Source organism: Celeribacter ethanolicus, assembly GCF_001550095.1.
Taxonomy (GTDB): Bacteria; Pseudomonadota; Alphaproteobacteria; order Rhodobacterales; family Rhodobacteraceae; genus Celeribacter; species Celeribacter ethanolicus.
In genome coordinates this window covers 122,388-147,059 of the sequence record NZ_LRUC01000046.1, presented here as the reverse complement: position 1 = coordinate 147,059, position 24,672 = coordinate 122,388, and the positions used below count along the sequence as shown (strand labels likewise).

Below are 24,672 nucleotides of genomic sequence, written 5' to 3'. Positions count from 1 at the left end.
CTTTATTCAGCCGGTTTCGAGGGTTGCGACGGGGCGCCATGGGGGGCCGTGGCGCTGTCTTCGAAACGGAACAGGATCAGCGCCAGACCGGAGCAGAGAATCCCTGCCGCCATCACCGGGATCGGCGTGCCGTTGAAGGCAAGTCCGACGGGTGCGGCAATGAGAACGGCACCCATGGTGAACACCGCCCCGATCAGCGAGTTGGCGAGCCCCGCGAGACGCCCGAGCGGCACCAGTGCCAGTGCATTGAGGTTGCCGAAGGTGAAGGCGTTGATCGAGAACATCGCCACGGTCCACAGGAAGAACACGACAAAGCCCGGCATGCCGGTGCTGACGCCCAGAAGGTTGAGGGCGAATGCGATCACAGAGGCGGTCAGCGCGATGCCATAGCCCAGCCGGATCATGAAATGCATGCCTTTTTCACCCACGAGCCGCCCGTTCAGGATCGCGCCCACAGCGGAGATGATGGCGGTCGCCCCGAAGAAATAGGGGAAAACCTCTTCGAGCCCGAAGGTCTCGCTATAAATCTGCTGGACGGAGGAGAGGATGGCGAACATCTGGCCAAAGCCGAGAAGCAGGATCACCGTGTAAATCCGCACGTTGTAATTGCCGAAAACTTCGACCGCACCGGAGGACAGGTCCGCCCAGTTCAGGCGGCGGTGATTTTCCGGCATGAGGGTTTCACCCTGGCGCAGGCCGAGCCATGTCGCGCCCAGAATGGCGACCAGGATGAAGGCCGCGAAAATCCCGTGCCAGCCGAAATCCGTCATGATCAGCGCGCCGATCGAGGGGGCGGCGGCGGGCACCACCATGAAGATGGTCATCACGAAAGAGGTGATCTTGGCCATTTCCCGGCCTTCGTAGAGGTCGCGGACCATGGCGATGCCGACGGTGCGGGGAAAGGCGCCGCCGACGCCCTGGATGGCGCGGCCGACCAGCATCATTTCCAGCGTCCCCGACAGGCCAGCGACCACCGCGCCGACGATATAGAGGCCGAGGCCGAACAGGATCACGGGCTTGCGTCCGAAATGGTCGGACAGGGGGCCGGAGACCAGCGTGCCGAATCCCATGCCGAAGACGAAGGAGGTCAGCACCAGTTGCGCACGGTTGATGTCGTCGGGCGACAGATCGGCGGCGATCTGCGGCAGGCCGGGGAGCATCGCGTCGATGGAAAAGGCGACGGTCGCAAAGAGCAGGGCCAGAAGAACCGTGAATTCGAGTTGCGGCAAACGGCGCGGCATGAGGGTCACTTTCAATTTGGAAACGCTGGGGGACCCTAATCGGGGTGCGGCATTTTGAACAGTCCGTGAGATGGCGGGGCGGCTCTGCGGGAATGCACAGCCGCCGGGCTTGGGGTGAGGCGCCGCGCTTTAATCGGTCTCTTGCGCGGCCAGCTCGTCGATCACGTTGAGCCAAAGCTCGGTCGGCTGTGCGCCCTCGACCGCGTGCTGGTTGCCGACGATGAACAGCGGCACAGCGTTCACGCCCCGGTCACGGGCGTGCTGATCGCGGGCGCGGATGTCCCCGACGTCGGCCTCGGTGGCGAGCAGGCGGGTGACGGCCTCGGCGTCCATGCCGACCTGTGCGGCGAGCTCGGCCAGCGTGGCGGAATCCCCAATATCGCGACCGTCCTGGAAATAGGCGCGGTAGAGGGCGGCGACCATCGGTGTCTGACGTCCCTCGATCCCGGCCCAGTGAATCAGCCGGTGCGCATCGAGCGTGTTGGGTGTGGTGCGAATGCCGAGAAGATCGGTCTTGGGCAGTTCCCGGATCAGAATCTCGACCACCGGCGCATAGGCTTTGCGCGCCCCCTCGGAGCCGCCGAATTTCGCATTTAGATAGTCGCGTCGCTCCATGCCGTCCTTCGGCATGGTCGGGTTCAATTGGAACGGGTGCCATTGGATGGCGAAACGGTGGTTTGGGCGCGCTTCGAGAGCGCGCTCGAGGCGCGCCTTGCCGATGTAGCACCAGGGGCAGATCGGATCGTGGAAAATGTCGAGCGGGATCATCGGGACCTCGTTTGGATGTTGAGGGCTTGTAGCGCGGTCGGAGCGGGGAGGGGAGTGAGAAAAGGAAAATATTCTTGCCGCTCACATTTTCCAGAAAAGTGAATGTTCCCCTTGTCCCATATCTTGTGTTTGGGGCTGGTTTGCAGGTTTGCAAACTCTTCATATTCCCGATTTGTTTACCCTTCGTTCACGAATGATCTGCACTGAGTGCGGTGAGGATTGTGACGGACCGAGTTCGGTGACGAGGGCGGGGAATCGTGGTTAACTACGTGCAATCAAACGTTTTCAAGTTCATCAGGGTCACCATCATGGCGATGCAAAGCACTCCGCACTTCTCCACATTTCAGGGACGCGCCCCGCGCTCCGAACATGAGGTCGACAGTTTTCGTCACCGCATGCGTGTGCCCGTCGCGACGCTGGCCCTCGGTCTGATTGCGGCGATTGCCATCGCGGGCGGTGCGCTGGATCGGGTGATCTCGCATCAGGTCACCGGCGGCCTGACCGACATCGAATTCCTCACAGGTACGCTTCCGATCACCTCGACCGAGCTCGACTAAAGCAACCGGTCAGAAGAGAGATTCAGAGACCCAGGGCAGGCAAAACCTCACGAGCAGTCCACCCAACTGACCCTGCCCCAAGAGCCCCCGAAGATGCGAGAACAGCATCCGGGGGTTTTCTTTTGCCCTTTTCATCGTGCCAGCCGACGCGCTACAAAGCGCCATGGAACCGGATGACGATCACACCCCAAGCCTGATCAGACTGGCGCGCGAAGGCGTCGAAGGCCTGCCGGAAGAGGCGCGACCTTTGGATTTGGGATTGCGGGTGCGCGATCTGCGCAAGGCGCGCGGTTGGACGCTGGAGCAGGCGGCGACGCAGGCCGGTCTGGCACGCTCGACGCTCTCCAAGATCGAAAACGGCCAGATGTCACCCACCTACGATGCGCTGAAAAAGCTCGCCGTGGGCTTAGAAATCTCCGTGCCGCAGTTGTTCACCCCGCCGCAGAAGGCGCAGATCTCGGGCCGGATGGCGGTCACGAAATCGGGCGAAGGCGCGGCGCATCCGACGGCGACCTATGAGCATGAGATGCTCGCGGGCGCGCTGACCAAGAAATCCATGCTGCCGTATCGCGCCACCATTCGGGCGCGCAGTTTCGAAGAGTTCGATGGCTGGGTGCGCCACGACGGGGAGGAATTCCTCTACGTGCTCACGGGTGTGATCAAGCTGATCACCGAATTCTACGAACCTGTCGAAATGCGCCGGGGCGACAGCGCCTATTACGACGCGTCGATGGGCCATAACGTAATCTCGGTCAGCCCGGAGGATGCGACCATCCTCTGGGTGACCTCCCTAACGTAACGCTCGCCCGACGTAATGTTCGGGCCGGGCCCGAGAGGTCTTTCCACTCAGAACCAGCCCTGAACCGTGCGCGACGCGCCGGTGATGTCTTCGCCGACGCCCGCGACGGTGCCGCAGGAGGCCAAGATGAGGGTGAGGAGGAGGGCGACTGCTGCTTTCTTCATATTCTTTCTTCCCATTTCTCTAAAGGGTATTTTTCTCAGGCCTGAAGGGTCATTCTTCCCAGTACCACGTCATTTCCCGCCACATGATCCAATCGCCGTACAAAGGCAAGGGCTCAGGATAATGCAGCTCTTTCACATGTGCGTCGAAGCTCTCGTTCCAGGCGTAAAGCGGGATGACGTAGCGGCCTGCGGTCAACAGCCGATCGAGCGCGCGGGTGGCGGCAAGGCTGTCTTCGCGGTCATTCGCGTCGAGCATTTTGGCGATCATCGCATCCACGACCGGGTCCTTGATCCCCGCGACGTTGCGCGAACCGGGCTGATCGGCGGCGGCCTGACCGAAATAGGCATATTGCTCGTTGCCGGGGCTGAGCGAGGTGCCGTAGCGCACCGGGGTCATGCCGAAATCGAACTTGCCCATGCGTTGGATATATTGCGGCTTGTCGACGACTTCGATCTTCGGCTGGATGCCCAGTTGGTTGAGCATCTGGGTGTAGGTGTCGATGATGGATTGGTTTTCGTTGTCGCCGACCATGAGCAGAATCTCGAAGGTGAAAAGCTGGCCGTCGGCATTTTTCATCTGGCCGTTCTGGATGGTCCATCCGGCCTCTTCCATCAGCGCGAGCGCACGGCGCATCGCGCCTCGGTCAATCTCACGGTCCGAGGTTTCGGGCAGGGTGTAACCCTCCATCACGCCGGGGAGCAGATCGTCCTGATAGGGTTCCAAAAGCTCTTTGACGCGACCTTCGGCAGGCCCCGGACGCATGCCCAGCGGCGAGTTGGAGAAGTAAGAGGTGATGCGGGTCTGCTGGTTCTCGGTCTGGGCCTCGTTGATATAGTTGAAGTTAAAGGCCTCGATCATCGCTTGCCGGACGCGCCAATCGGCGAATTGCGGCAGGCGGGTGTTCATTGCGAATCCGGTCATGCCGGTGGGGCGCTGGTGCGGGATCTCGGATTTGATCACATCGCCGCGGGTGACCGCAGGAAAGTCGTATTGATCCTGCCAGGTCTGCACGTTGAATTCGCGGTGCGCGTTCAACTCTCCGGCTTTGAAGGCCTCGATCACCAGAGAGGGATCGGCAAAGAACTCAAACCGGATGGTGTCAAAATTCGCCTGACCCTGCATCACGGGCAGGTCCTTGCCCCAATAGTCGGGGTTGCGGGTCATCTCGATGAACATGCCGGGGTTAGCGTCGGTCACCGTATAGGGCGCGGAGGTCACCGGGATCTGGTCCATGCCGGATTTGGTGAACTCCTTGTCGTCCCAATAGGCCTTTTTCAGGATCGGGCGCGTGGCGACCAAAAGCGCCAATTCGCGGTTTTCGACATTGAAGTTGAATTTCACGGATCTGTCGCCGGTCTGCTCGACGCTGTCGATCTGGCTCCAGAGCGAGGCGTAACGCCCGTTGCCCTCGGTGCCCAGCGTCTCGAAAGACCAGATCACATCCTCGACCGTCACCGGTGTGCCGTCGGAAAATTTCGCCTCCGGGCGCAGGGTGAACTCGACCCAGGTGCGATCTTCATCCGTCTCGACCGTCTCACACAGCAGGCAATAGAGCGAGAAGGGTTCGGAATAGGCCTGCATCATCAGGCTTTCGGCCATCAGATACCGCAACTGCCAGGGCACATTGCCTTTCTCGATGAAGGGATTGAGGCTGTCGAAGGTGCCACCTTCGCCGGTGACGATCTTGCCTCCCTTGGGCGCGTCGGCGCGCACATAGGGCAGGGACGTGAAATCGGCGGGCAGCTCGGGCGCGCCATACATGGCAAGACCATGGGTCGGCTCGGCATGGGCCATGGGGGCCAGGGCGCACAGCGCGAGCGCCGCAGTCGAAAGTCTCGCGGTATTTTTGACGCCCGAGAAATAGTTTTGTGCCATGGTGTAAACGCTGCCTCCGCCGGGGTCTTTTTGCGACCGATGTGCCGTTGTTCTTGCCGCAAACTTACGCGCAGCGGAAAGTGTTTTCAAACTTTTAGCTTGGAGAGCGGCACAGAACCGCGTATAAAGAGATCACTGCTCGATAGGTTTCTTGCCTGTATGAAACCTGCCTCAATAACTCAGCGCCCGCCTCGTGCGGGCGTTTTTTTTGGTTCTCAAACCGCCTTTTTTCCAAGCAGGCTTGAGTGAATCCGCCGTCGTCAATGGCAGGGAAAACCTGCCCGTCGGCGCATATATGGAACAGGGCCGGGCGATTCTCTGAGAGCGGGCGATTCTTTGTCTTGGGATCGGGAGACCTGTCCGCACTGTGCCGCAGGACGCACTCACTTTTTCGCGTTTGTCGTGTCATGCCGAAAACTGAGCCAGCCGCCCAGAGCGATGACAAACGCCGCAGCGAGCCAGGGCAGAGGAGACCAGAGGTTCAGTCGGACACAGAGGTAAAAGGCACCGCCCGCAAGCAACAGGACCGCAACGATGTACAAAAGAAACAGAAGCCCCTGTACCTCCCCGACGATGACATCATAGAGAAAGCGGAACATGTTTCACCCTTGCCCTTACAACAACGGGAAAAACATATGCGTGACTTCGCCCCAAGGGCAACCTAGGTTTTCCCCGACAGACATGAGAAAGTGTCAGAGGAGATTGAGATGTCATTGAAATCCAAAACCGCCGTGATCACCGGATCGAATTCGGGGATCGGGCTTGGGGTCGCACGCGAACTGGCAAAGGCAGGGGCCGATGTGGTGCTCAATTCCTTCACCGACCGCGACGAGGATCACGCGCTGGCCGAGGCCATCGGTCAGGAATTCGGCGTCAAGGCCCGTTATATCAAGGCGGATATGTCGCAGGGCGCGGAGTGTCGCGCGCTGATCGAGCAGGCGGGCACATGCGACATCCTCGTGAACAACGCAGGCATTCAGCACGTGGCGCCGATCGACGAATTCCCCATCGAGAAATGGGATGCGATCATCGCGATCAACATGAACTCGGCCTTTCACACCACCGCCGCCGCTTTGCCGTTGATGCGCAAGGCGGGCTGGGGCCGGGTGGTCAATATCGCCTCGGCGCATGGCTTGACCGCCTCGCCGTTCAAATCCGCCTATGTCAGCGCCAAGCACGGCGTGGTCGGCATGACCAAGGTGGTGGCGCTTGAGACCGCGAAAGAGGCGATCACCGCCAATGCGATCTGCCCTGGCTATGTGCATACGCCGTTGGTGGACGCGCAAATTCCAGACACGGCGAAGAAATACGGCATGAGCGAACAAGAGGCGATCGAGAAGGTGATCCTTGAGCGTCAACCCTCGAAACAGTTCGCCACGGTGGAACAGATCGGCGGCACGGCGGTGTTCCTCTGTTCCGACGCCGCGGCGCAGATCACCGGCACGACGATTTCCGTCGACGGGGGCTGGACCGCACTCTGATGGCGAAGCGGAAGGCGAAGAGCTCGATCAAACGGATCAACCTCGCGCTTCAGGGCGGCGGCGCGCATGGCGCCTTCACCTGGGGCGTGCTGGACCGGCTTCTGGAACATGAGGAGATCGAGATCGCCGCGATCTCCGGCACCTCGGCGGGGGCACTCAATGGGGCCGCGCTCAAATCCGGGCTGGTGCGCGGCGGAGCCAAGGGCGCGAAAGAGGCGCTCGACGGGTTGTGGGAACAGATGGGCGCGGTGTCCGATATGCGGCTCAACCGCTGGATGTCGCAATTCGGGCCGACGACCGAGATGGTCACCCGGATGATGCAGGCCAGCGTCCCTTTCGCCTTTCTCGATTCGATTGCGACCTTCACCAGCCCCTATGTCTACGGCGCCTTCTATGAGAACCCGCTGAGCGATGTGGTGGAAGATCTGGTCTGTTCGCAGACCGGATCTGACGAGGGGCCGGCGCTGTTCATCTCGACGACCAATGTGCGCACCGGCAAGATCCGGGTGTTCTCGGGGGCGGAGGTGACGGGGGATGTCATTCTGGCCTCCGCCTGCCTGCCGGAACTGTTTCAGGCGGTGGAGATCGAGGACCCTGAGACCGGCGTGACCGATCCCTATTGGGACGGCGGCTATACCGGTAACCCGGCGCTGTTTCCGCTGTTCGAACCGGAATTCCCGCAGGATGTGGTGATCGTCAACATCAACCCGATGGAGCGGCCCGGCACGCCGAAGACACCGGAGGAGATCCAGAACCGGATCAACGAGATCTCGTTCAATTCCTCGATGTTGCGGGAGCTGCGCTCGGTGCAGTTCGTGCGCGACCTGATCGCGGACAAGCGCCTTCCGGCGGGGGCGATGAAGGATGTGCTGATCCATATGATCGCCGATGACGATCTGATGCAGGATCTTTCGGCGCGCACCAAACTCGTGTCCTCGCCCTTGCTTCTGTCTCGGATGAAAGAGGCGGGCAGGGCCGCCTGCGACCGGTTTCTGGAGGCGCATTTCGACGATCTCGGACAGCGCGCGAGTGTCGATCTCAAAGCGATGTTTTCATAAGAGAAAAGCCGCCCTGATAGACGGCTTTCGGGAACGGGGTGGTCTGTCGTCTTGCCCCGGTTATGCGGACGGCAATGCGTCGGGTTTGGGCGGCTGTGTCGGGTCCTTCGGGTTCGGGTAAACCAGCCCCGCCGAAATCACTAGTTTGGCGGCATCTTCGACCGTCATATCGAGCTTGATCACGTCATGTTCAGGAAAGAACAGCAGAAAACCAGAGGTCGGGTTCGGCGTCGTCGGCACGAAGACGGAGAGGTATTTCTCGTCCTGCGGTGTGCGTCGGGCCACCTCGCCCTTGGCATTGGTGGAGACAAAGCCGATCGCCCAGATGCCGCGCCGCGGGTATTCCACCAGACAGGCCTGATCGAAGGAGGTTTCCGCTTGCGAAAAGATCGTTTCGGCGATCTGCTTCACCCCGTTGTAGATCGAGCGCACGATGGGCGTGCGGTCTACAAGGCTTTCGGCCCAGCGGATGAGCGAGCGGCCGACGAGGCCTTTGGCGATCCAGCCGACGACCACGGTGAAGATCAGGAAAATGATCACGCCTGCGCCGCGCAGGTTGATATGGATCTGATCCGCGGGGTCGGTATAGCCGAGGAACCGGTTGATCAGCGCATCGGGGTGATAGCCCTGCGGCACGAAGGTCAGCACCCAACCATCGACCCAGCCGATCACGGTCCAGATCACATAGGCGGTCAGCCCGATGGGGGCGACCACCACGAGCCCGGTCAGGAAGGCCGCACGCAAATGTGCAAAAAGCCCCGGACGGCGCGGTTTGGGCGGGTGGGTTTCGTCTTCGAACGGGTTGGTCATTGAGGTGCGAAGCCTGTGCTTGCGGGCGAGGTGCCCTGTTTGCGCTGAACTTATGCGCGCACAGGTTAAGAGACAAGTAAGCGGCCCAAAGGTTTCGGGCCGCTCACAGGTTTATTTTTCAGATCGTCGGTTCCGTTGCCGTTCTGGCGTTTATTTGCACAGCGCTCTTATGCGCAGAGCGCTTTGGCGATCTCGGCCGCGAGCCGCGCGTTGTTGCGCACCAGCGCGATATTGGCGGTGAGCGAAGCCCCTTCGGTCAGCTCGAAAATCCGCTGCAACAGGAAGGGGGTGACCTCCTTGGCGTGGATGGCCTTGTCCTCCGCCTCTTTCAGCGCGGTCTCGACGAAGGGCATGATCACCTCGCGCGGGATTTCATCCATCTCGGGGATCGGATTGGCGACAAGCTGCCCGCCCTTGACGCCCATGGCGGCACGCATATGCATGGCGCGGGCGATCTCTTCCGCGCTGTCCATCCGCAGAGGGGCCTGAAGCCCGGAGGCGCGCGACCAGAAAGCAGGAATTTCGTCCTGACCATAGGCGATGACCGGAACGCCATGGGTTTCCAGCACCTCAAGCGTCTTCGGGATGTCGAGAATGGCCTTCGGACCCGCCGCCACCACGGTCACGGCGGTTTCGCCCAGCTCCAGAAGGTCGGCGGAGATGTCGAATGTCTCTTCTGCGCCGCGATGCACGCCGCCGATGCCGCCGGTGGCGAATACCTTGATCCCGGCGAGCTCAGCCCCGATCATTGTCGCGGCCACGGTGGTCGCGCCCGTCGCACCGCGTGCGATGCAGACCGGCAGATCGGCGCGCGAGACTTTCATCACGCCGGTCGCCTGACCGAGGGCGGTGAGCTGTGTGTCGGTCAAACCGATGTGCAACACGCCGTCGAGCACGGCGATGGTCGCGGGCGTGGCACCCGCCGCCCGGATGTCCTCCTCGACCATGCGCGCGGTCTCGACATTCTGCGGGTAGGGCATGCCATGGGTGATGATCGTGGATTCGAGCGCCACCACGGGGCGGCCCGCCTCCAGAGCCTCGGCAACTTCGGGGGCATACATCATGGGAAGGGTCATAGGGGGGTATCTCCGGAAACGTAAAGGGCAGCGGCCTCAAGCGCGGCGGTCAGCGCACCGGTCGCATCGACCCCGCGCATTTCCGCCGCGATATGCGCCGCCATGAAAGTGTCGCCCGCACCGGTCACGCGCGCGACCAGAACTTCGGGCGGGGTTTGGGTCAGGACATCGCCACCGCTTGCAAGCGACGCGCCCTTGCCACCATTGGTCACAAGAACCCGATGCGCGCCTTTCTCCACGAGGGCCTGCGCGGCCTCGGCGGAGCTCTCAAACACGGTCTGTGCCAAAAGCCCGGCCTCTTCGAGGTTGACGTAAAGCGTTGCGCGCGGGTGATCCAGAAGCGGCAACAACCGCTCCGCTTTGCCCGGCGAGGCGGGTGCCACCCGCAGGTCAGCTTTGGCAAACAGCGGTGAGGCGGCAATCTCGCGCAAGAGCTGCGTGGTCAGGTTGCCATCGAGCGCCACAGGGCCAATGTAAGGCGCGTTCACCGTGCCAAGCCGCCCGTCGGCCAGAGGCCGCAGGATCTTGTCGCCCGCGCGTTCCAGAGAATGCGCATCCGCGATGGCAGCAATCAGACCGTTGGCGCCTTCGACGGCCATATAGCTGTCGGTCGGCAGATCCTCGGAGAGATAAACGTGCTCGGTGCCGATCCCGCGCACGCGGGCGGCCTCCATCAATTCCGTGCCTGCGGGATCATGCCCGATGGCGGTCAAAAGATCGGGCCGCATCCCGAACCGCGCCAAAGCCATGGCAATATTCATCGCCACACCGCCCGGCACCCGCACGATGCGCCCGGGCACATCGGAGCCCACGCGCATCGAACGATCCGTCCGCCCGATCACGTCCCAGAGCACCGAGCCAATACAAAGAATGTCATGTGTCTTGTCCATGTTCCCACTTGCGCCGGATTTTGACCGGATGGCAAGAGATGGCATGTGGTCCGGGCTCCGCCCCCTGTCTCCTTTGTACGAAAAATACTCAAAAACGGGGCAGGGGTTGCCAATGCCCGAATTCCCCTCTATATGCGCGAGCACTTCACAGACGGAGGCGGGCCCTCGGGGGAGACATCCCTGAACGGTCCACCGGTTGGGCATCTGCCTGAGACCCTCCGTCAAGGCGTTAAACCGGAAAGGAACGAACATGGCGCTTCCCGATTTCTCCATGCGTCAGCTCTTGGAAGCTGGCGTTCACTTTGGTCACCAGACTCAGCGTTGGAACCCGCGTATGGCGGAGTTCATCTACGGTGAGCGCAACGGCATTCACATCTTCGACCTGACGCAGACCGTCCCGATGCTGGACCAGGCTCTGCAGGCCGTGCGTGACACCGCCGCCAAAGGTGGCCGCATTCTCTTCGTCGGCACCAAACGCCAGGCCGCTGGCCCGGTTGCCGAAGCCGCAGAGAAATGCGCGCAATACTACATGAACCACCGCTGGCTGGGCGGCACGCTCACCAACTGGAAAACCGTGTCCCAGTCGATCCAGCGTCTGGCTGCCATCGACGAGACGCTCTCATCGGGCGCCGAAGGCCTCACCAAGAAAGAGCGCCTCAACATGGAACGCGACCAGGCCAAGCTTCAGGCGTCGCTCGGCGGTATCCGTGAAATGGGCGGTCTGCCGGACCTGCTGTTCATCATCGACGTGAAAAAAGAAGATCTCGCGATCCTCGAAGCCAAGAAACTGGGTATCCCGGTTGTGGCCGTCGTCGACTCCAACTGCTCGCCGGCCGGTGTGGACTACATCATTCCGGGCAACGACGACGCCGCCCGTGCGATCTCGCTCTACTGCGACCTCGTGGCCCGCGCCGCTCTGGACGGCATGACGGCTCAGATGGACGCCGCCGGTGTCGACATGGGCGCCTTCGAAGAGCTGCCGGTTGAAGAAGCCGTGGCCGAGGCCGTCGAAGAGTAATCTTCGTCTCCGGGCCTGTATGTCGGTCCGGTCGTTACAAAATTGATACGGGGGCAGGGTAATCCCGCCCCCGCAAGCATATCCCAGAATTCGAGGAGAGCCGACATGGCAATCACTGCTGCTCAGGTCAAAGAACTGCGCGAATCCACCGGCGCAGGCATGATGGACGCGAAAAAAGCGCTGGTCGAAACCGATGGCGACATGGAAGCCGCCGTTGACTGGCTGCGCACCAAAGGTCTGGCGAAAGCCGCCAAGAAATCCGGTCGGACCGCTGCCGAGGGCCTCGTGGCCGTCGCCGTGAACGGCGGTGTGGGCGTCGCCGTTGAGGTGAACTCCGAGACCGACTTCGTTGCGAAAAACGCCGAATTCCAAACCATGGTGAAAGACATTGCCACCGCCGCTCTGGGCGTTGCGAATGTCGAAGAGCTGGTCTCCGCCGACGTGAACGGCAAGCCGGTTTCCGAACTGATCACCGACAAGATCGCCAAGATCGGCGAGAACATGGGTCTGCGCCGCATGGCCAAGCTCGAAGCTGAAACCGTTGTGACCTATGTCCACAACGCGGCGGCCGACGGCATGGGCAAAATCGGTGTGCTCGTGGGTCTCAAAGGCGGCGACGAAGCCTTTGGCAAACAGGTTGCGATGCACATTGCGGCCGCCAACCCGCAGGGCCTCGGCGAAGCCGATCTCGACCCGGCGATGGTGGAAAAAGAGCGTCAGATCCAGATCGAGATCGCCCGCGAATCCGGCAAGCCGGAAAACATCATCGAGAACATGATCAAGGGCCGCATGGCGAAATTCATCGCCGAGTCGACCCTTCTCGGTCAGGCCTTCGTGGTGAACCCGGATCTGACCGTCGAGAAAGCCGCGAAAGAGGCTGGTGCCGAAATCACCGGTTTCGTGCGTCTCGAAGTCGGCGAAGGCATCGAGAAAGCCGAAGAAGATTTTGCCGCTGAAGTCGCGAAAGTGATGCAGGGCTGATCCGTCCTGTTCGGACGAGCGTTTCGGGCCGTCTCCTTCGGGAGGCGGCCTTTTTCATGGCTCATGGTGACATGCGGCGGTTCGGCTGACGCGTCGATGACGAGGCAGAAGAGTCGAGGCAAAAGAAAAGGGTGGCTCAAAAAGAGCCACCCTATGCGGGACAAAAACCTTGGATGAGGGACCCCGCAAAACTCATACAAACAAAAAGGACCGCACGGTTGAGTATAAACCCGCGGCCCTTCATAGAAGCATCGGTAAGCCGAATGACCCTGGCGATCCCGTACCCCCCGTCCCAAAGGCCAAGCCTCGAAAGCCGGAACAATCTCATTTTGTTCCTCTCTCAACCAGAACGAAAGTACGCAATTCCATACCTTTTGGTTGATTTTATCCGTGGACGGCCTGGCGGCGGGGGTCAGAAGGTAAAAATTTGGTTGTGTAATGAAGCCTTTAGCACCGCCTGTGCCGTGGTTTCCACCCCCAGAGCCTCACGGGCGAGTCGCAGGTGTTTCTCCACCGTAGCCTTGTTCAGGCCCAGAATCTGGGCCGTATCGGCGACTGTTTTGCCATCGCTGATCCATTCCAGCACCTCGCGCTGGCGCTTGGTCAGCATGCGTTTCGGCAGCGGCATGCTGATCAGCTTCAGATGTGCAATGCCGCACAGGATCTCAATGTCCTCGCCATGCACCCCCCAGATTTCATCTGCTTCGGCCTGTGTGCCGTTGAACGGCTCCAACGACATGCCAATCGCACCCTTGGCCCGTTTCAGCGAATGCGGGAAGGCGATGGTATAGCCAGCGGTGACGCCGGAGGCCTGATTGAAGGCCACCACCTCACGCTCTTTCTCGGTAAAGCTGGCATGGTTCGCGCCGATCCAGTCCCAGGAACAACACCCTGAATTCTCCACCGCCCAACGGACCATCGGGCCGTGGCGATACCGGCCCTCAAGGAAATAGCCCTTCATGTAGTCCGGGCCGAAATTCGTCAGGAAGAGGTGGTCGTTGTCGTCACCGAACCCGGAATCGGTATGAAACCGCGTGAAACCGTAGAGCACATGATGAAAGCCGACCGTTTTCAGTCGTCTCAGCAAGGGGTCCCAGACCTCCTGGACCGTGGTCGCGTAGAGGATCTTCTGGACCTGATTGTGAATGCTCGTGTCCCCCATGCATTGAAATTAGGTAGAAATTACAAGCCGCGCAAGACATCCCGCGAGGTCAACCCGATGCCCAAATCCTGTACATTGACGCACGGTTGCTGTGCATCACCCCACAACATGGGCCAGAAGAAGACAGCTTTCCGAGGTCACCACGCCGGGAATTTCACGAATCTCGCGCAGGATCCGGTCGAAATTCACGAGGCTGTCGGTGCGGATGTCGACGACCAGATCCCAGGCGCCATTGGTCGCGAAGACCGTGGAGACGCCCGGGATACGGGTCAGGGTGCGGATCACCTGGCGCGACATCTTGCCTTGCAGCGCCACAAGCGTGATCGCCCGCACCTCGCCCTCGACATCCACATCGGTCTCGATGGTGAAGCGCCGGATATGCCCGTTCGCCACCAGCGCGTCGAGCCGCGTGCGCGCGGTGCTGCGCGACAGGCCGGTGTCCTGCGCCAGTTCGGTGATCGACAATCTTGCATTGCGCCGCAGCGCCCCCAGGATGGCACGATCGCTGTCTGTCAGGGCGGGGATGTTCATTTTGACCTCATAATTAGTCATTTTGTATAAAACTAACGCCATAACGATCAAATTATAAGTCACAACTTTCATGGAACCGGCGCATACTGCGAAAAACGCACATCCTCACAAAGGTCTTCGCAGATGATGAAATCCACCGTTCTCCTTGGCGTTCCGGTCGAGACCGGCGCATCGCAACGCGGCTGTCTCATGGGGCCGGCAAGCCTGCGCACCGCCGGGTTGCCGGAGACACTCCAGGCGCTCGGCTGGTCGGTCGAGGATCGTGGCGATATCGAGATCGCGCCGCAGGAGAACATGCCGCATGCCAACCCTGCGGTGCACAACCTCGCCGAAACCCGCGCCTGGATCGCGGCTTTGGAGCCCGCCGCCTATGAGGCCGCACGCGACAGCCGTCTGCCGATCTTCATGGGGGGCGATCATTCCATGTCGGCGGGCACGGTGCCCGGCATCGCCCGCCACGCCGCCGAGGAGGGCCGACCGCTCTTCGTGCTCTGGCTCGATGCGCACCCGGATCTGCACACGCTCGACACGACCGAGAGCGGCAATCTGCACGGCACGCCGGTGGCCTATTTTACCGGGCAAGAGGGCTTTGAGGCCTATCCGGCCCTCACCGATTCCGTCGCCCCTGAGCATATGTGCTTCATCGGCATTCGCTCCGTCGACTCGGCGGAACATAAACGCATTCAACGTCTTGAAATGGATGTTCAGGACATGCGAGCGATTGACGAGACCGGGGTTCTGGTGCCGCTTCGGGCGTTTCTCGACCGGGTGCGCGGCGCAAACGGGCGGTTGCATGTCAGCTTCGATGTCGATTTTCTCGACCCCGGCATCGCGCCGGCCGTGGGCACAACGGTGCCGGGTGGGGCGACCTTCCGCGAGGCGCATCTGATCATGGAAACCCTGGGTGACAGCGGGCTGGTCGGCTCGCTTGATCTGGTGGAGTTGAACCCGTTTCTCGACGAGCGAGGGCGTACGGCGAAACTACTCTGCGATCTGACGGCGAGCCTGTTCGGTCGCCGCGTTCTCGACCGCATGACCCGGAGTTTCGGATGATGAATCTGCCTGCCTCCTCGAACCTGGCCCCTTCGGAGCTCGCCTATGTGCCTTTCGTCTCTGTCGCCAACATGATGCGTCTCGTGCATCATGTTGGAATTGAAAGATTTCTCAGAGACTTGGCGGGGCATATCGAAGCGGATTTCAAACGCTGGCCCGAATTCGACAAAACCCCGCGCGTGGCGTCCCATGTCCCCGGTGGCGTGATCGAGCTGATGCCGACAGCCGATGACACGCTCTACGGGTTCAAATATGTCAACGGTCACCCGAAGAACACGAGGACCGGCCATCAGACGGTCACGGCCTTCGGAGTTTTGTCCGAAGTTTCTACGGGTTACCCGGTGTTACTCACGGAAATGACAGTTTTGACGGCGCTGCGCACGGCGGCGACTTCGGCGCTTGTCGCCAAATACCTCGCGCCTACGGGAGCAGAGATCATGGCGATGATCGGCAATGGTGCGCAATGCGAATTTCAGGCCATGGCCTTCCGCGCGCTCTGCGGCATCAACCGGCTACGCCTCTATGACATCGACCCGACGGCGACCGCCAAGGCGAAACGCAACCTCGAAGCGCAAGGCTTTGAGATCACGACATGTTCCAGTGCACAGGACGCGGTGATCAGCGTAGAGGTGATCACCACATGCACCGCCGACAAGCAATATGCTACGATCCTGACAGACAACATGGTCGGACGTGGGCTGCACATCAACGCCATCGGCGGCGATTGTCCGGGCAAAACGGAGCTGCATCCGGATATTCTCCGGCGTGCCGGGATTTTCGTGGAATACCCGGAGCAGACCCGGATCGAGGGCGAGATTCAACAGCTTCCGGAAGATCACCCGGTGACCGAGCTTTGGCAGGTCATGCGGGGAGAGACCGAAGGGCGGCGCGACGCGGCGCAGCTCACGCTGTTCGACAGCGTGGGCTTTGCCATAGAAGATTTCTCGGCGCTGCGCTACGTGAGAAATCTCATACAAGGCACTAATTTTGCGGAAAATCTCGATATGCTTGCCGATCCGGACGACCCGCGCGATCTGTTTGGCATGTTCGAGAGAGCGGCGCGTTGACCCTCTGTATTCTCCTCAGCCACCGATCCCCAGCGCCTGATAAATCTCGGCCAGACGGCGCACGGCGATGATATAGGCGGCGGTGCGCAGATCGGGAATGTCGTCGGAGCTGTTCCAGAGCCGGGACATCTCGCCATAGGCGGAGCGCATCTTGTCGTCGAGACCCGAGCGCACCAGATCAATTTCCCGTGCCCCGTCGAGGAAGCTCTCCGCGCCTTCGGGAAACTGATGCCCGGTCATGCTCTCGATTTGGCGTGCCAGCATGCGGTTGCCCTGTTCGTCGCGCCGGCGTTCCATCAACCCGAAGGGAATATGGGTCAGGTTCTTGACCCATTCGAAATAGCTCACGGTCACGCCGCCGGCATTGGCGTAAAGGTCGGGGATGATCACCACGCCGCGCTCGCGCAGGATTTCGTTGGCGGCATAGGTGATCGGGCCGTTGGCGGCCTCGACAATCAGCTTTGCCTTGATTTCATGGGCGTTCCCGTCGTGGATCGCGCTTTCAAGCGCCGCCGGAATGAGAATGTCGCAGGCATCGCTGAGCGCGGAGCCACTGTCGTATTCGCCGCCCGAGAACCCGCTTATGCCGCCGGTTTCCAGCATATGGGCCTTGAGCGCCTCGATGTCGAGGCCAGCCGGATTGCGCAGCGAGCCGTCGCGCTCGACCACCGCCACGATCTTGCAGCCATCCTCCTGGCTAAGGAATTTTGCCGCGTGATAACCGACATTTCCAAGCCCCTGAATGATCACCGTGCGGCCTTTGAGGTCCGCCGGCAGGCCGGTTTTCGCGATGTCTTCCGGGGTCTGGAAGAACACCTGCGTGGCGTATTGCACGCCCCGCCCGGTGGCTTCGACCCGGCCCTCGATGCCGCCCATGGCAATTGGTTTCCCGGTGACACAGGCATTGGCATTGATGTCATTGGACTTCATCCGGCGGTATTCGTCGGCGATCCAGATCATCGTCTTCTCATTGGTGCCGACATCCGGGGCCGGGACGTTCTGCGAAGGGCTGAGGAAATCGTGCCGCGCCAATTCCTGTGCGAACCGCCGGGTGATGCGCTCGAGCTCATGCGGGGCCCATGCGCTCGGGTCGATCTTCAGCGCGCCCTTGGAACCGCCGAACGGCAAATCCATCAGCGCGCATTTGTAGGACATGAGGGCGGCGAGTGCCTCGACCTCTTCGTGATTGGCATAGGGGGCATAGCGAATGCCCCCCTTGGCCGGGCTGGGGTGATTGGAATGAACGGCGCGCCAGCCCTCGAACGTATGCATCTTGCCACGCAGCCGCACCCCGAAGCGGGTCGTCAACGTGGTGTTGCAGACCGAGATTTTCTCCGCGAGCCCCTCTTCGAGCGACAGCAATTTGGCCGCATCGTTGAACATATTGGTGACATCGGCGAGAAACCCGTGACTGGTGGCCATGAAAACGCTCCGTAAGATCCTTGAGTGATGTGAAAAGGGCGGCCACACATTTCCCCGTGGCCGCCCGTCTTCGATGATATATCAGGTCAACCCGCCGAAGCAGAGGTTCTTGATCTCGAGATAATCGTCCATGCCGTATTTTGAGCCTTCGCGGCCCATGCCGGACTGTTTGACGCCGCCGAACGGGGCCATTTCCGTGGAAATCGCACCGGTGTTGATGCCGACCATGCCGCTTTCCAGCGCCTCGCCCACACGCCAGGCGCGGTTCAGGTCAGAGGTGTAGAAATAGGAGGCCAGCCCGAATTCGGTCGCGTTGGCGAAGGCGAGCGCCTCCTCCTCGGTCTCGAATTTCACCAGCGGCGCCAGCGGGCCGAAGGTTTCCTCGCGGGCGACCTTCATCTCCTGCGTCACGCCTTTGAGAAGCGTCGGTTCGAAGAAGGTCTGGCCGAGGTTCGAACGATTGCCGCCGGTGACCACTTCCGCGCCTTTCTCGACCGCATCCGCAATATGGCTTTCGACCTTCGCGACCGCCGCCGCATTGATCAGCGGGCCGGTGTTGACGCCTTCGGCGAACCCGTCGCCAAGGGTCAGGCCATCGAGCGCTTTCGCCAGTTTCGCGGCGAATTCATCATAGATTCCGGACTGAACATAGATGCGGTTGGCACAGACGCAGGTCTGGCCGTTGTTGCGGAATTTCGCAAGCATGCAGCCCGCGACCGCCGCATCGACATCGGCATCGTCGAACACCACGAAAGGCGCATTGCCGCCCAGTTCCATGGACATTTTCTTGACCGTCCCAGCCCCCTGTGCGAGCAGAATTTTCCCCACGCGGGTCGAGCCGGTGAAGGTGATTTTCGCCACTTTCTCGTTGGCGCACATCTCCTGGCCCATGCCTGCGGCGTCGAGCCCTGTCAGCACGTTGAACACGCCGGCGGGCACGCCCGCGCGCTCTGCCAGAACGGCAAGAGACAGTGCGGAGAGCGGCGTGAACTCGGACGGTCGTGCCACCATGGTGCAGCCGGCAGCAAGGGCAGGGGCCATCTTGCGCGCCAGCATGGCGTTCGGGAAGTTCCACGGCGTAATGGAGCCGACCACGCCCACCGGTTGCTTGACGATCACCATACGTTTGTCGTTTGTCGGCCCCGGGATCATGTCGCCATAGATCCGCTTGGCCTCTTCCGCGAACCATTCGACATAGGACGCACCGTAGAGAATTTCGCCACGGGCTTCGGCCCAGGGCTTGCCCATCTCGGCGGTGAGGATCGTCGCCAGATCGTCGGCATTCGCGACCATGAGATCGAACAGCCTGCGCAGGATCGCGGAGCGTTCCTTGACGCCGGTCGCGGCCCAGGCCTTTTTCGCGGCATGGGCGGCATCAATCGCCATGGCCACATCTTCCGCCGACAGGTCGGTGACATGGGCGATCACCTCTCCGGTGGAGGGGTTCTCCACCGGGAAGGTTTTTTTGCCTTCGACCCAGACGCCATTCACATAGGCGCGGGTTTCCAGCAGGGTTTTGTCGTTCAGCTCACGCATCTCAGAGTCCTTTTGCCGCTTTGGCAGCGTTTTCGAGGATATCGAGCGCTTCTGCAAACACATCGTCCTGAATGGTGATCGGCGCGAGGAAGCGGATCACGTTGCCATAGACACCGCAGGTCAGCAGAAGCAGGCCACGGTTGAGCGCCTCGACCCGGATCGCATTCGCCAGTTCCGGGGCAGGGGTGCCGTCGGCGTGGCAGAATTCGGCCGCGACCATGAAACCGGGCCCACGCACTTCGACGATCTCCGGCACATCGGATTTCAGCGCTTCGAGACGGGCCTTGAGCGTGTCGCCAAGCATATTGGCGCGGTCGCAGAGTTTTTCTTCCTCGATGACGTCGAGCACGGCGTTCGCCGCCGCAATCGCCAGCGGGTTGCCGCCATAGGTGCCACCCAGACCGCCCGGACCGGCCGCATCCATGATCTCGGCCTTGCCGACCACGGCAGAGATCGGGAAGCCGCCGCCAAGGCTTTTCGCCATGGTGGTGAGATCCGGCGCGATGCCGTAAGCCTCCATCGCGAACACGGTGCCGGTGCGGGCAAAGCCGGTTTGCACCTCGTCGGCGACCATCACGATGCCCTTATCGTCACAGAGCTTGCGAATACGTTCGACGAATTCTTTCGGGGCCGGGTTGAAGCCGCCTTCGCCTTGCACGGGTTCGAACACGATGGCCGCGACTCGGGCCGGATCGACATCCGCCTTGAACAGGTGCTCGATGGCATTCAGGCTGTCGTCAACGGAGATGCCATGCAGCGCGTTGGGGTAGGGCGCGTGGAACACGTCGGCGGCCATTGGGCCGAAACCGACTTTGTACGGCACCACCTTGCCGGTCATCGACATGGTCATGAAAGTCCTGCCATGGAAGCCGCCGTTGAAGGTGATCACCGCCGATCGACCCGTGGCCGAACGCGCGATTTTCACTGCGTTTTCAAGTGCTTCTGCGCCAGTCGTGACAAAGAGGGATTTCTTATCAAAGTCCCCAGGAGCCAGCGCGTTCAGGCGCTCGGCGAGACGAACATAGGGTTCATAGGGCACCACTTGGTGGCAGGTATGGGTGAAGGAGGCGAGCTGCTTCTCGACCGCTGCGATGACCTTCGGGTGGCGGTGGCCGGTGTTCAGCACGGCGATGCCGGAGGCGAAGTCGATCAGGCGATTGCCATCTTCGTCCCAGATTTCCGAGTTTTCCGCTTTCACCGCATAATGGTCGGTGAGTACGCCCACGCCGCGGGCCAGAGCCGCCTTGCGACGGGATTCGATTTCGGTATTTGCAGTCGATTTCAACATGATCTGTCCTTTCAGGGCGCCGATTTGGCGCGATGTTCTGTGCCTTGCTCCTGAGATTAGGGGTTTTATTATTTTCAAAAAGTCTGTTTCTTTATTTTTGTAACACATTGTATTACGGTGATAGCTCACAACTGTTTGGTCGATAATGAACACCCACAACACCTCCGACGATCTAGCCCTCGGCCACCGGCTGCGTGTCGTGCGCGAACGCGCGGGCCTGTCTCAACGCACTCTGGCCAAGAAGGTCGGTGTGCCGAACTCGACCATTTCGCTCATCGAGAGTGGCAAGATGAACCCGTCGGTCGGCGCGCTGCACAAGATCCTCGCGGGGGTACCCATCGGACTGTCGGAATTCTTCGCCATCGAACCCGTGGCCGAACAGCAGATCTTCTACGCCGCCGAGGAGCTGACCGAGATCGGCAAAGGCAAGGTCTCGCTCAAACAGGTCGGGCAATCGCTCTTTGGTCGGGCGATGATGATGCTGCGCGAACGCTACGAGATCGGCGCGGACACCGGTCGTGTGATGTACGGTCATGAGGGCGAAGAAGCCGGAATCGTGATTTCCGGCCGTGTCGAGGTGACCGTGGGCGATCAGCGCAAGATCCTCGGACCGGGCGATGCATATTACTTCGAAAGCCGCACACCGCACCGTTTCCGCCAGATCGGACCGGAACCCTGTGAAGTGGTAAGCGCCGCGACGCCACCGAGTTTCTGATGGAATATTAAGGGATTACGCGCAATATCTCATCTTGGTATTTGTATATATTATACATAATACCAATTATCAGACAATCCCAGATTGGTCCAACTTCCCCGAAAACGCGGTTCCGCCACGTCTACGTTAGGACGTCGCACAGTATGGACGATCTCCGCAGAACGCATGATCGAAGCCAGTGCCCCTGGTCCGACGTATACACAAACCCTGCGCGATCATGGCGTTACAGGCTGCGATCCCCGGCTCTGGCAAATGTTGAAGACGCTATCGCAGAACCGTTGCTCAATCCTTCGGCGTGAAGTTGTGCACACAGCCCCATAAGTGTGTCTGCACAACGGCTCATGCTTGACCGCCTCATAATTTGATCATATTTTTCCAAAGACGGATCAAAACGATCCCCGACCCGTCATGGCCACCCGGTATTGCTCCCCTCTCGGGTGCGATGCCCTCGAACGGTCCGGCGATAAAGGATAAAGACCATGCAAGACAACCACCTGCCCACCGCCGAGCTGCAAGCGCTCGATGCCGCTCACCATATGCACCCGTTCACCTTCGGGGCTGAACTGGCTGAGAAAGGTGCGCGCATCATCGCCAAGGCCAAGGGTGTCTGGCTGACCGACAGCGAGGGCGAAGAAATTCTCGACGCCATGGCGGGCCTGTGGTGTGTCAATGTCGGCTACGGGCGCGAGGAACTGGCCGATGTGGCGGCGCGCCAGATGAAGCAACTGCCCTTCTACAATACCTTTTTCCAAACCTCGCACGTCCCCGCGATCATGCTGGCGAAGAAACTCGCCGAGATTGCACCGGGCGATCTGAACCATGTGTTCTTCAACGGTTCCGGATCGGATTCCAACGACACCAACCTGCGTATGGTGCGGCATTATTGGGAGCTCAAGGGCCAACCCGAGCGCTTCAACGTGATCTCGCGCTGGAACGGCTATCACGGCTCGACCATGGGCGGTGGTTCTCTCGGCGGGATGAAAGGCATTCACGCTCAGGGCGGTCTGCCGATTCCCGGCATTCACCACATCGACCAACCCGACTGGTGGTCCGAAGGCGGCGACATGACGCCCGAAGACTTCGGTTTGCAACGCGCGCAGGAGCTTGAGGCGAAAATTCTCGAACTCGGACCCGAAACTGTCGCCGCCTTCATCGCGGAACCCGTGCAAGGTGCCGGTGGCGTGATCGTGCCGCCCGCCACCTATTGGCCGGAAATCCAGCGCATCGTGAAAAAATACGACATCCTGCTGATCGTCGATGAGGTCATCACCGGCTTTGGCCGCACCGGCAACTGGTTTGGCAGCCAGACCATGGGCATCACGCCCGACATCATGACCTGCGCCAAGGGCATTACTTCCGGCTATATCCCCTTGGGCGCCTCCATCGTGTCCGACAAGATCGCCAATGTGATCGACGAGGGCGACGAGTTTGCCCATGGCTACACCTATTCCGGCCATCCGGTGGCCTGTGCCGTGGCGCTCGAAAACATCCGCCTTCTGGAAGAGGAAGGCATCGTCGAGCGTGCGGGCAAGGAGATCGCGCCCTATCTCAAGGAAAAATGGGAAGCGCTGGTCGATCACCCGCTGGTCGGCGAGGCCAAGATCGTCGGCCTCATGGGCTCCATCGCCCTCACCCCGAACAAGGCCACGCGGGCGAAGTTCAAGGCCCCCGGCGGCACGGTCGGCTATATTTGCCGCGAGCGGTGTTTCGCGAACAATCTGGTGATGCGCCATGTCGGCGACCGGATGATCATCTCGCCGCCGCTGACCATCACCAAGGCAGAGGTCGACATTCTCATCGACCGCGCGCGCAAGTCTCTTGATGAAGCGCTGGAGCGGATCAATGCGGAGGGGCTGAACGCCTGAGTTCCGTATGGACATCCTGACCTATAACGACCGCTTGGGCGAACATCCGCAATCGTGGTACGCCGCCACAGCGGAGACGCCCGGCCCCTACCCGGCTGCCACCGGCACGATCAAGGCCGATGTCTGTGTTGTCGGTGGCGGCTATGCGGGGCTGTCGGCGGCGCTGCACATGGCACGGCGCGGGCTCGACGTGGTGCTTCTGGAGGCGTCGCGCGTCGGCTCCGGGGCTTCGGGGCGCAATGGCGGTCAGGTGTCGATGGGACAACGGCTCGAACAAGACGAGCTCGAGACTCATGTCAGCATGGATGACGCGCGGATGCTCTGGGATCTGGGCGCCGAGGCCGTGGGTCTGGTCAAAACGATCCTGTCCGAGAGCGGGGATGACTGCGACTGGCGCGATGGCGTGATCCACGCCAATCACCGCGCGCGGTTTTCCGACCATTCGCAAAAGCATGTGGATCACATGCACAAGGTCTACGGCTACGACAAAATCCGCTACCTCGACCGCGATGCGGTGCGCCATGAGACCGGGTCTGAGGACTATCATTCCGGCACGCTCGATATGGGGTCCGGTCATCTGCACCCGCTGCGCTATGCCTTCGCGATTGCACGTCTGGCCGAGGCCGCTGGCGTGCGTATCCATGAGCTGTCGCGGGTCACACGCGTCGAGACCAAAGCCAAACCGCGCGTCCACACCGATCAGGCCGTGGTGGAGGCCGAGCACCTGATCCTCGCGCTCAATGGCTATCACAACAATCTCGACCACGACGTCGCGCATCACGTCATGCCGATCAACAATTTCATCGCGGTCACCGCCCCCCTGCCCTCGGGTCTTGCCGCCAAGCTGATCCCGAACCGCCATGCCGTCGCGGACTCGCGCTTCGTGATCAATTATTACCGCATGTCGCCGGACAACCGGATGATTTTCGGCGGCGGTGAGAGTTACGGCTATAAGTTTCCGACCGACATTCGCGCCAAAGTCCGCGCGCCGATGCTGGGCGTCTTCCCGGAGCTGAAAGACGCGAAAATCGACTACGCTTGGGGCGGCACTCTGGGCATCACCATGTCTCGCCTGCCGCATTTCGCACGGCTTGGACCGAACGCCCTGTCCATCGCTGGCTTCTCCGGCCAGGGCGTGGCGCTTGCGACGCTTGCAGGCCAGATCGCGGCGGAGGCGGTCGAGGGCCACGCAAGCCGGTTCGATCTCATGCAATCGCTGCCCAGCCCGCGCTTTCCCGGCGGGCCGAGCCTTCGGACGCCGCTTCTGGCGCTGGCAATGACGTGGTATGCTCTGCGCGACAAGATATAAAAGAC

Annotated in this window: 24 protein-coding genes; 11 read left to right on the top strand and 13 right to left on the bottom strand. The window is 61.0% G+C overall.

What is annotated here, in order from left to right; genetic code table 11:
* Positions 1-2 precede the first annotated feature (2 nt).
* Together NH195_RS17300 and NH195_RS17295 are read right to left on the bottom strand one after the other, a co-directional pair.
* Positions 3-1,241 carry a multidrug effflux MFS transporter gene (locus NH195_RS17300; protein ID WP_066709905.1) on the bottom strand — a complete coding sequence of 413 codons (1,239 nt, stop codon included), beginning with the start codon at positions 1,239-1,241 and terminating at the stop codon, positions 3-5.
* Between the two features lie 129 nt (positions 1,242-1,370).
* On the bottom strand, positions 1,371-2,009 hold the full coding sequence (locus tag NH195_RS17295; protein ID WP_066709903.1) for a DsbA family oxidoreductase: 639 nt from the start codon (positions 2,007-2,009) through the stop codon (positions 1,371-1,373).
* 308 nt (positions 2,010-2,317) lie between these two features.
* Between NH195_RS17295 and NH195_RS17290 the strand changes: the two genes are divergently transcribed.
* Together NH195_RS17290 and NH195_RS17285 are read left to right on the top strand one after the other, a co-directional pair.
* Positions 2,318-2,566: a hypothetical protein gene (locus tag NH195_RS17290; protein WP_066709900.1), complete on the top strand. Its 249-nt coding sequence runs from the start codon at positions 2,318-2,320 to the stop codon at positions 2,564-2,566.
* Positions 2,567-2,729: 163 nt separating this feature from the next.
* A complete protein-coding gene (locus tag NH195_RS17285; RefSeq protein WP_066709898.1) occupies positions 2,730-3,365 on the top strand; it encodes a helix-turn-helix domain-containing protein in 636 nt (211 codons plus the stop codon).
* A 47-nt stretch (positions 3,366-3,412) separates the two neighbouring features.
* On the opposite strand, the gene NH195_RS17280 is transcribed toward NH195_RS17285, so the two are convergent.
* The 3 genes from NH195_RS17280 to NH195_RS17270 all read right to left on the bottom strand — a co-directional run bounded on the left by NH195_RS17280 (position 3,413) and on the right by NH195_RS17270 (position 6,004).
* A complete protein-coding gene (locus NH195_RS17280; protein WP_066709895.1) occupies positions 3,413-3,529 on the bottom strand; it encodes a putative periplasmic lipoprotein in 117 nt (38 codons plus the stop codon).
* Positions 3,530-3,578: 49 nt separating this feature from the next.
* The gene (locus NH195_RS17275) at positions 3,579-5,405 is read right to left on the bottom strand and encodes an extracellular solute-binding protein (RefSeq protein WP_066709888.1); all 1,827 of its coding nucleotides are present in this window, start codon (positions 5,403-5,405) and stop codon (positions 3,579-3,581) included.
* A gap of 383 nt (positions 5,406-5,788) precedes the next feature.
* Complete coding sequence (locus NH195_RS17270; protein WP_066709885.1) at positions 5,789-6,004, bottom strand: hypothetical protein; 216 nt, start codon at positions 6,002-6,004, stop codon at positions 5,789-5,791.
* 108 nt (positions 6,005-6,112) lie between these two features.
* Here NH195_RS17270 and NH195_RS17265 point away from each other — a divergent pair, with 108 nt between their 5' ends.
* Both NH195_RS17265 and NH195_RS17260 read left to right on the top strand, forming a co-directional pair.
* Positions 6,113-6,886: a 3-hydroxybutyrate dehydrogenase gene (locus tag NH195_RS17265; protein ID WP_066709881.1), complete on the top strand. Its 774-nt coding sequence runs from the start codon at positions 6,113-6,115 to the stop codon at positions 6,884-6,886.
* Positions 6,886-7,944, top strand: a complete 1,059-nt coding sequence (locus NH195_RS17260) for a patatin-like phospholipase family protein (RefSeq protein WP_066709878.1) — start codon at positions 6,886-6,888, stop codon at positions 7,942-7,944. The genes NH195_RS17265 and NH195_RS17260 overlap by 1 nt, the downstream gene beginning before the upstream one ends.
* Positions 7,945-8,004: 60 nt before the next feature.
* Here NH195_RS17260 and NH195_RS17255 read toward each other — a convergent pair whose 3' ends face one another.
* The 3 genes from NH195_RS17255 to NH195_RS17245 form a co-directional block, all read right to left on the bottom strand.
* Positions 8,005-8,754, bottom strand: a complete 750-nt coding sequence (locus NH195_RS17255; RefSeq protein ID WP_066709874.1) for a DUF502 domain-containing protein — start codon at positions 8,752-8,754, stop codon at positions 8,005-8,007.
* A gap of 167 nt (positions 8,755-8,921) precedes the next feature.
* Entirely contained in the window at positions 8,922-9,830 is a 909-nt protein-coding gene (locus NH195_RS17250; protein WP_202906523.1) for a pseudouridine-5'-phosphate glycosidase, read from the bottom strand.
* The gene (locus NH195_RS17245) at positions 9,827-10,720 is read right to left on the bottom strand and encodes a PfkB family carbohydrate kinase (RefSeq protein ID WP_066709871.1); all 894 of its coding nucleotides are present in this window, start codon (positions 10,718-10,720) and stop codon (positions 9,827-9,829) included. The genes NH195_RS17250 and NH195_RS17245 overlap by 4 nt, the downstream gene beginning before the upstream one ends.
* 250 nt (positions 10,721-10,970) lie before the next feature.
* Between NH195_RS17245 and rpsB the strand changes: the two genes are divergently transcribed.
* Together rpsB and tsf are read left to right on the top strand one after the other, a co-directional pair.
* Positions 10,971-11,738, top strand: coding sequence for a 30S ribosomal protein S2 (gene rpsB / locus NH195_RS17240; RefSeq protein ID WP_066709869.1), 768 nt, complete (start codon positions 10,971-10,973; stop codon positions 11,736-11,738).
* 105 nt (positions 11,739-11,843) lie between these two features.
* Positions 11,844-12,719 carry a translation elongation factor Ts gene (gene tsf, locus NH195_RS17235; RefSeq protein WP_066709866.1) on the top strand — a complete coding sequence of 292 codons (876 nt, stop codon included), beginning with the start codon at positions 11,844-11,846 and terminating at the stop codon, positions 12,717-12,719.
* 412 nt (positions 12,720-13,131) lie between these two features.
* Here the strand turns inward: tsf and NH195_RS17230 are convergent, their stop codons facing one another.
* Together NH195_RS17230 and NH195_RS17225 are read right to left on the bottom strand one after the other, a co-directional pair.
* A complete protein-coding gene (locus NH195_RS17230) occupies positions 13,132-13,881 on the bottom strand; it encodes a helix-turn-helix transcriptional regulator (RefSeq protein ID WP_066709863.1) in 750 nt (249 codons plus the stop codon).
* Between the two features lie 96 nt (positions 13,882-13,977).
* Complete coding sequence (locus NH195_RS17225; protein WP_066709860.1) at positions 13,978-14,412, bottom strand: Lrp/AsnC family transcriptional regulator; 435 nt, start codon at positions 14,410-14,412, stop codon at positions 13,978-13,980.
* A gap of 123 nt (positions 14,413-14,535) precedes the next feature.
* Between NH195_RS17225 and rocF the strand changes: the two genes are divergently transcribed.
* Together rocF and NH195_RS17215 are read left to right on the top strand one after the other, a co-directional pair.
* Entirely contained in the window at positions 14,536-15,465 is a 930-nt protein-coding gene (rocF, locus tag NH195_RS17220) for an arginase (RefSeq protein WP_096804924.1), read from the top strand.
* Positions 15,465-16,532 carry an ornithine cyclodeaminase gene (locus NH195_RS17215; protein ID WP_066709960.1) on the top strand — a complete coding sequence of 356 codons (1,068 nt, stop codon included), beginning with the start codon at positions 15,465-15,467 and terminating at the stop codon, positions 16,530-16,532. The genes rocF and NH195_RS17215 overlap by 1 nt, the downstream gene beginning before the upstream one ends.
* Positions 16,533-16,547: 15 nt before the next feature.
* On the opposite strand, the gene NH195_RS17210 is transcribed toward NH195_RS17215, so the two are convergent.
* From NH195_RS17210 to NH195_RS17200, 3 genes are all read right to left on the bottom strand, one after another.
* Positions 16,548-17,954, bottom strand: a complete 1,407-nt coding sequence (locus tag NH195_RS17210; protein ID WP_066709857.1) for a Glu/Leu/Phe/Val family dehydrogenase — start codon at positions 17,952-17,954, stop codon at positions 16,548-16,550.
* An 81-nt stretch (positions 17,955-18,035) separates the two neighbouring features.
* On the bottom strand, positions 18,036-19,490 hold the full coding sequence (locus tag NH195_RS17205; RefSeq protein ID WP_066709855.1) for an NAD-dependent succinate-semialdehyde dehydrogenase: 1,455 nt from the start codon (positions 19,488-19,490) through the stop codon (positions 18,036-18,038).
* Position 19,491: 1 nt separating this feature from the next.
* A complete protein-coding gene (locus NH195_RS17200; RefSeq protein ID WP_066709852.1) occupies positions 19,492-20,778 on the bottom strand; it encodes a 4-aminobutyrate--2-oxoglutarate transaminase in 1,287 nt (428 codons plus the stop codon).
* A 145-nt stretch (positions 20,779-20,923) separates the two neighbouring features.
* Here NH195_RS17200 and NH195_RS17195 point away from each other — a divergent pair, with 145 nt between their 5' ends.
* The 3 genes from NH195_RS17195 to NH195_RS17185 all read left to right on the top strand — a co-directional run bounded on the left by NH195_RS17195 (position 20,924) and on the right by NH195_RS17185 (position 24,667).
* Complete coding sequence (locus NH195_RS17195) at positions 20,924-21,493, top strand: cupin domain-containing protein (RefSeq protein WP_066709850.1); 570 nt, start codon at positions 20,924-20,926, stop codon at positions 21,491-21,493.
* Between the two features lie 479 nt (positions 21,494-21,972).
* A complete protein-coding gene (locus NH195_RS17190) occupies positions 21,973-23,358 on the top strand; it encodes an aspartate aminotransferase family protein (protein WP_066709847.1) in 1,386 nt (461 codons plus the stop codon).
* 7 nt (positions 23,359-23,365) lie between these two features.
* Positions 23,366-24,667, top strand: a complete 1,302-nt coding sequence (locus tag NH195_RS17185; RefSeq protein ID WP_066709843.1) for an NAD(P)/FAD-dependent oxidoreductase — start codon at positions 23,366-23,368, stop codon at positions 24,665-24,667.
* Positions 24,668-24,672: the final 5 nt, after the last annotated feature.

Coding starts and splice junctions, on each gene's coding strand:
- NH195_RS17300 (WP_066709905.1), bottom strand. CDS start 1,241: ATGCCGCGCCGTTTGCCGCAACTCGAATTCACGGTTCTTCTGGCCCTG.
- NH195_RS17295 (WP_066709903.1), bottom strand. CDS start 2,009: ATGATCCCGCTCGACATTTTCCACGATCCGATCTGCCCCTGGTGCTAC.
- NH195_RS17290 (WP_066709900.1), top strand. CDS start 2,318: ATGGCGATGCAAAGCACTCCGCACTTCTCCACATTTCAGGGACGCGCC.
- NH195_RS17285 (WP_066709898.1), top strand. CDS start 2,730: ATGGAACCGGATGACGATCACACCCCAAGCCTGATCAGACTGGCGCGC.
- NH195_RS17280 (WP_066709895.1), bottom strand. CDS start 3,529: ATGAAGAAAGCAGCAGTCGCCCTCCTCCTCACCCTCATCTTGGCCTCC.
- NH195_RS17275 (WP_066709888.1), bottom strand. CDS start 5,405: ATGGCACAAAACTATTTCTCGGGCGTCAAAAATACCGCGAGACTTTCG.
- NH195_RS17270 (WP_066709885.1), bottom strand. CDS start 6,004: ATGTTCCGCTTTCTCTATGATGTCATCGTCGGGGAGGTACAGGGGCTT.
- NH195_RS17265 (WP_066709881.1), top strand. CDS start 6,113: ATGTCATTGAAATCCAAAACCGCCGTGATCACCGGATCGAATTCGGGG.
- NH195_RS17260 (WP_066709878.1), top strand. CDS start 6,886: ATGGCGAAGCGGAAGGCGAAGAGCTCGATCAAACGGATCAACCTCGCG.
- NH195_RS17255 (WP_066709874.1), bottom strand. CDS start 8,754: ATGACCAACCCGTTCGAAGACGAAACCCACCCGCCCAAACCGCGCCGT.
- NH195_RS17250 (WP_202906523.1), bottom strand. CDS start 9,830: ATGACCCTTCCCATGATGTATGCCCCCGAAGTTGCCGAGGCTCTGGAG.
- NH195_RS17245 (WP_066709871.1), bottom strand. CDS start 10,720: ATGGACAAGACACATGACATTCTTTGTATTGGCTCGGTGCTCTGGGAC.
- rpsB (WP_066709869.1), top strand. CDS start 10,971: ATGGCGCTTCCCGATTTCTCCATGCGTCAGCTCTTGGAAGCTGGCGTT.
- tsf (WP_066709866.1), top strand. CDS start 11,844: ATGGCAATCACTGCTGCTCAGGTCAAAGAACTGCGCGAATCCACCGGC.
- NH195_RS17230 (WP_066709863.1), bottom strand. CDS start 13,881: ATGGGGGACACGAGCATTCACAATCAGGTCCAGAAGATCCTCTACGCG.
- NH195_RS17225 (WP_066709860.1), bottom strand. CDS start 14,412: ATGAACATCCCCGCCCTGACAGACAGCGATCGTGCCATCCTGGGGGCG.
- rocF (WP_096804924.1), top strand. CDS start 14,536: ATGATGAAATCCACCGTTCTCCTTGGCGTTCCGGTCGAGACCGGCGCA.
- NH195_RS17215 (WP_066709960.1), top strand. CDS start 15,465: ATGAATCTGCCTGCCTCCTCGAACCTGGCCCCTTCGGAGCTCGCCTAT.
- NH195_RS17210 (WP_066709857.1), bottom strand. CDS start 17,954: ATGGCCACCAGTCACGGGTTTCTCGCCGATGTCACCAATATGTTCAAC.
- NH195_RS17205 (WP_066709855.1), bottom strand. CDS start 19,490: ATGCGTGAGCTGAACGACAAAACCCTGCTGGAAACCCGCGCCTATGTG.
- NH195_RS17200 (WP_066709852.1), bottom strand. CDS start 20,778: ATGTTGAAATCGACTGCAAATACCGAAATCGAATCCCGTCGCAAGGCG.
- NH195_RS17195 (WP_066709850.1), top strand. CDS start 20,924: ATGAACACCCACAACACCTCCGACGATCTAGCCCTCGGCCACCGGCTG.
- NH195_RS17190 (WP_066709847.1), top strand. CDS start 21,973: ATGCAAGACAACCACCTGCCCACCGCCGAGCTGCAAGCGCTCGATGCC.
- NH195_RS17185 (WP_066709843.1), top strand. CDS start 23,366: ATGGACATCCTGACCTATAACGACCGCTTGGGCGAACATCCGCAATCG.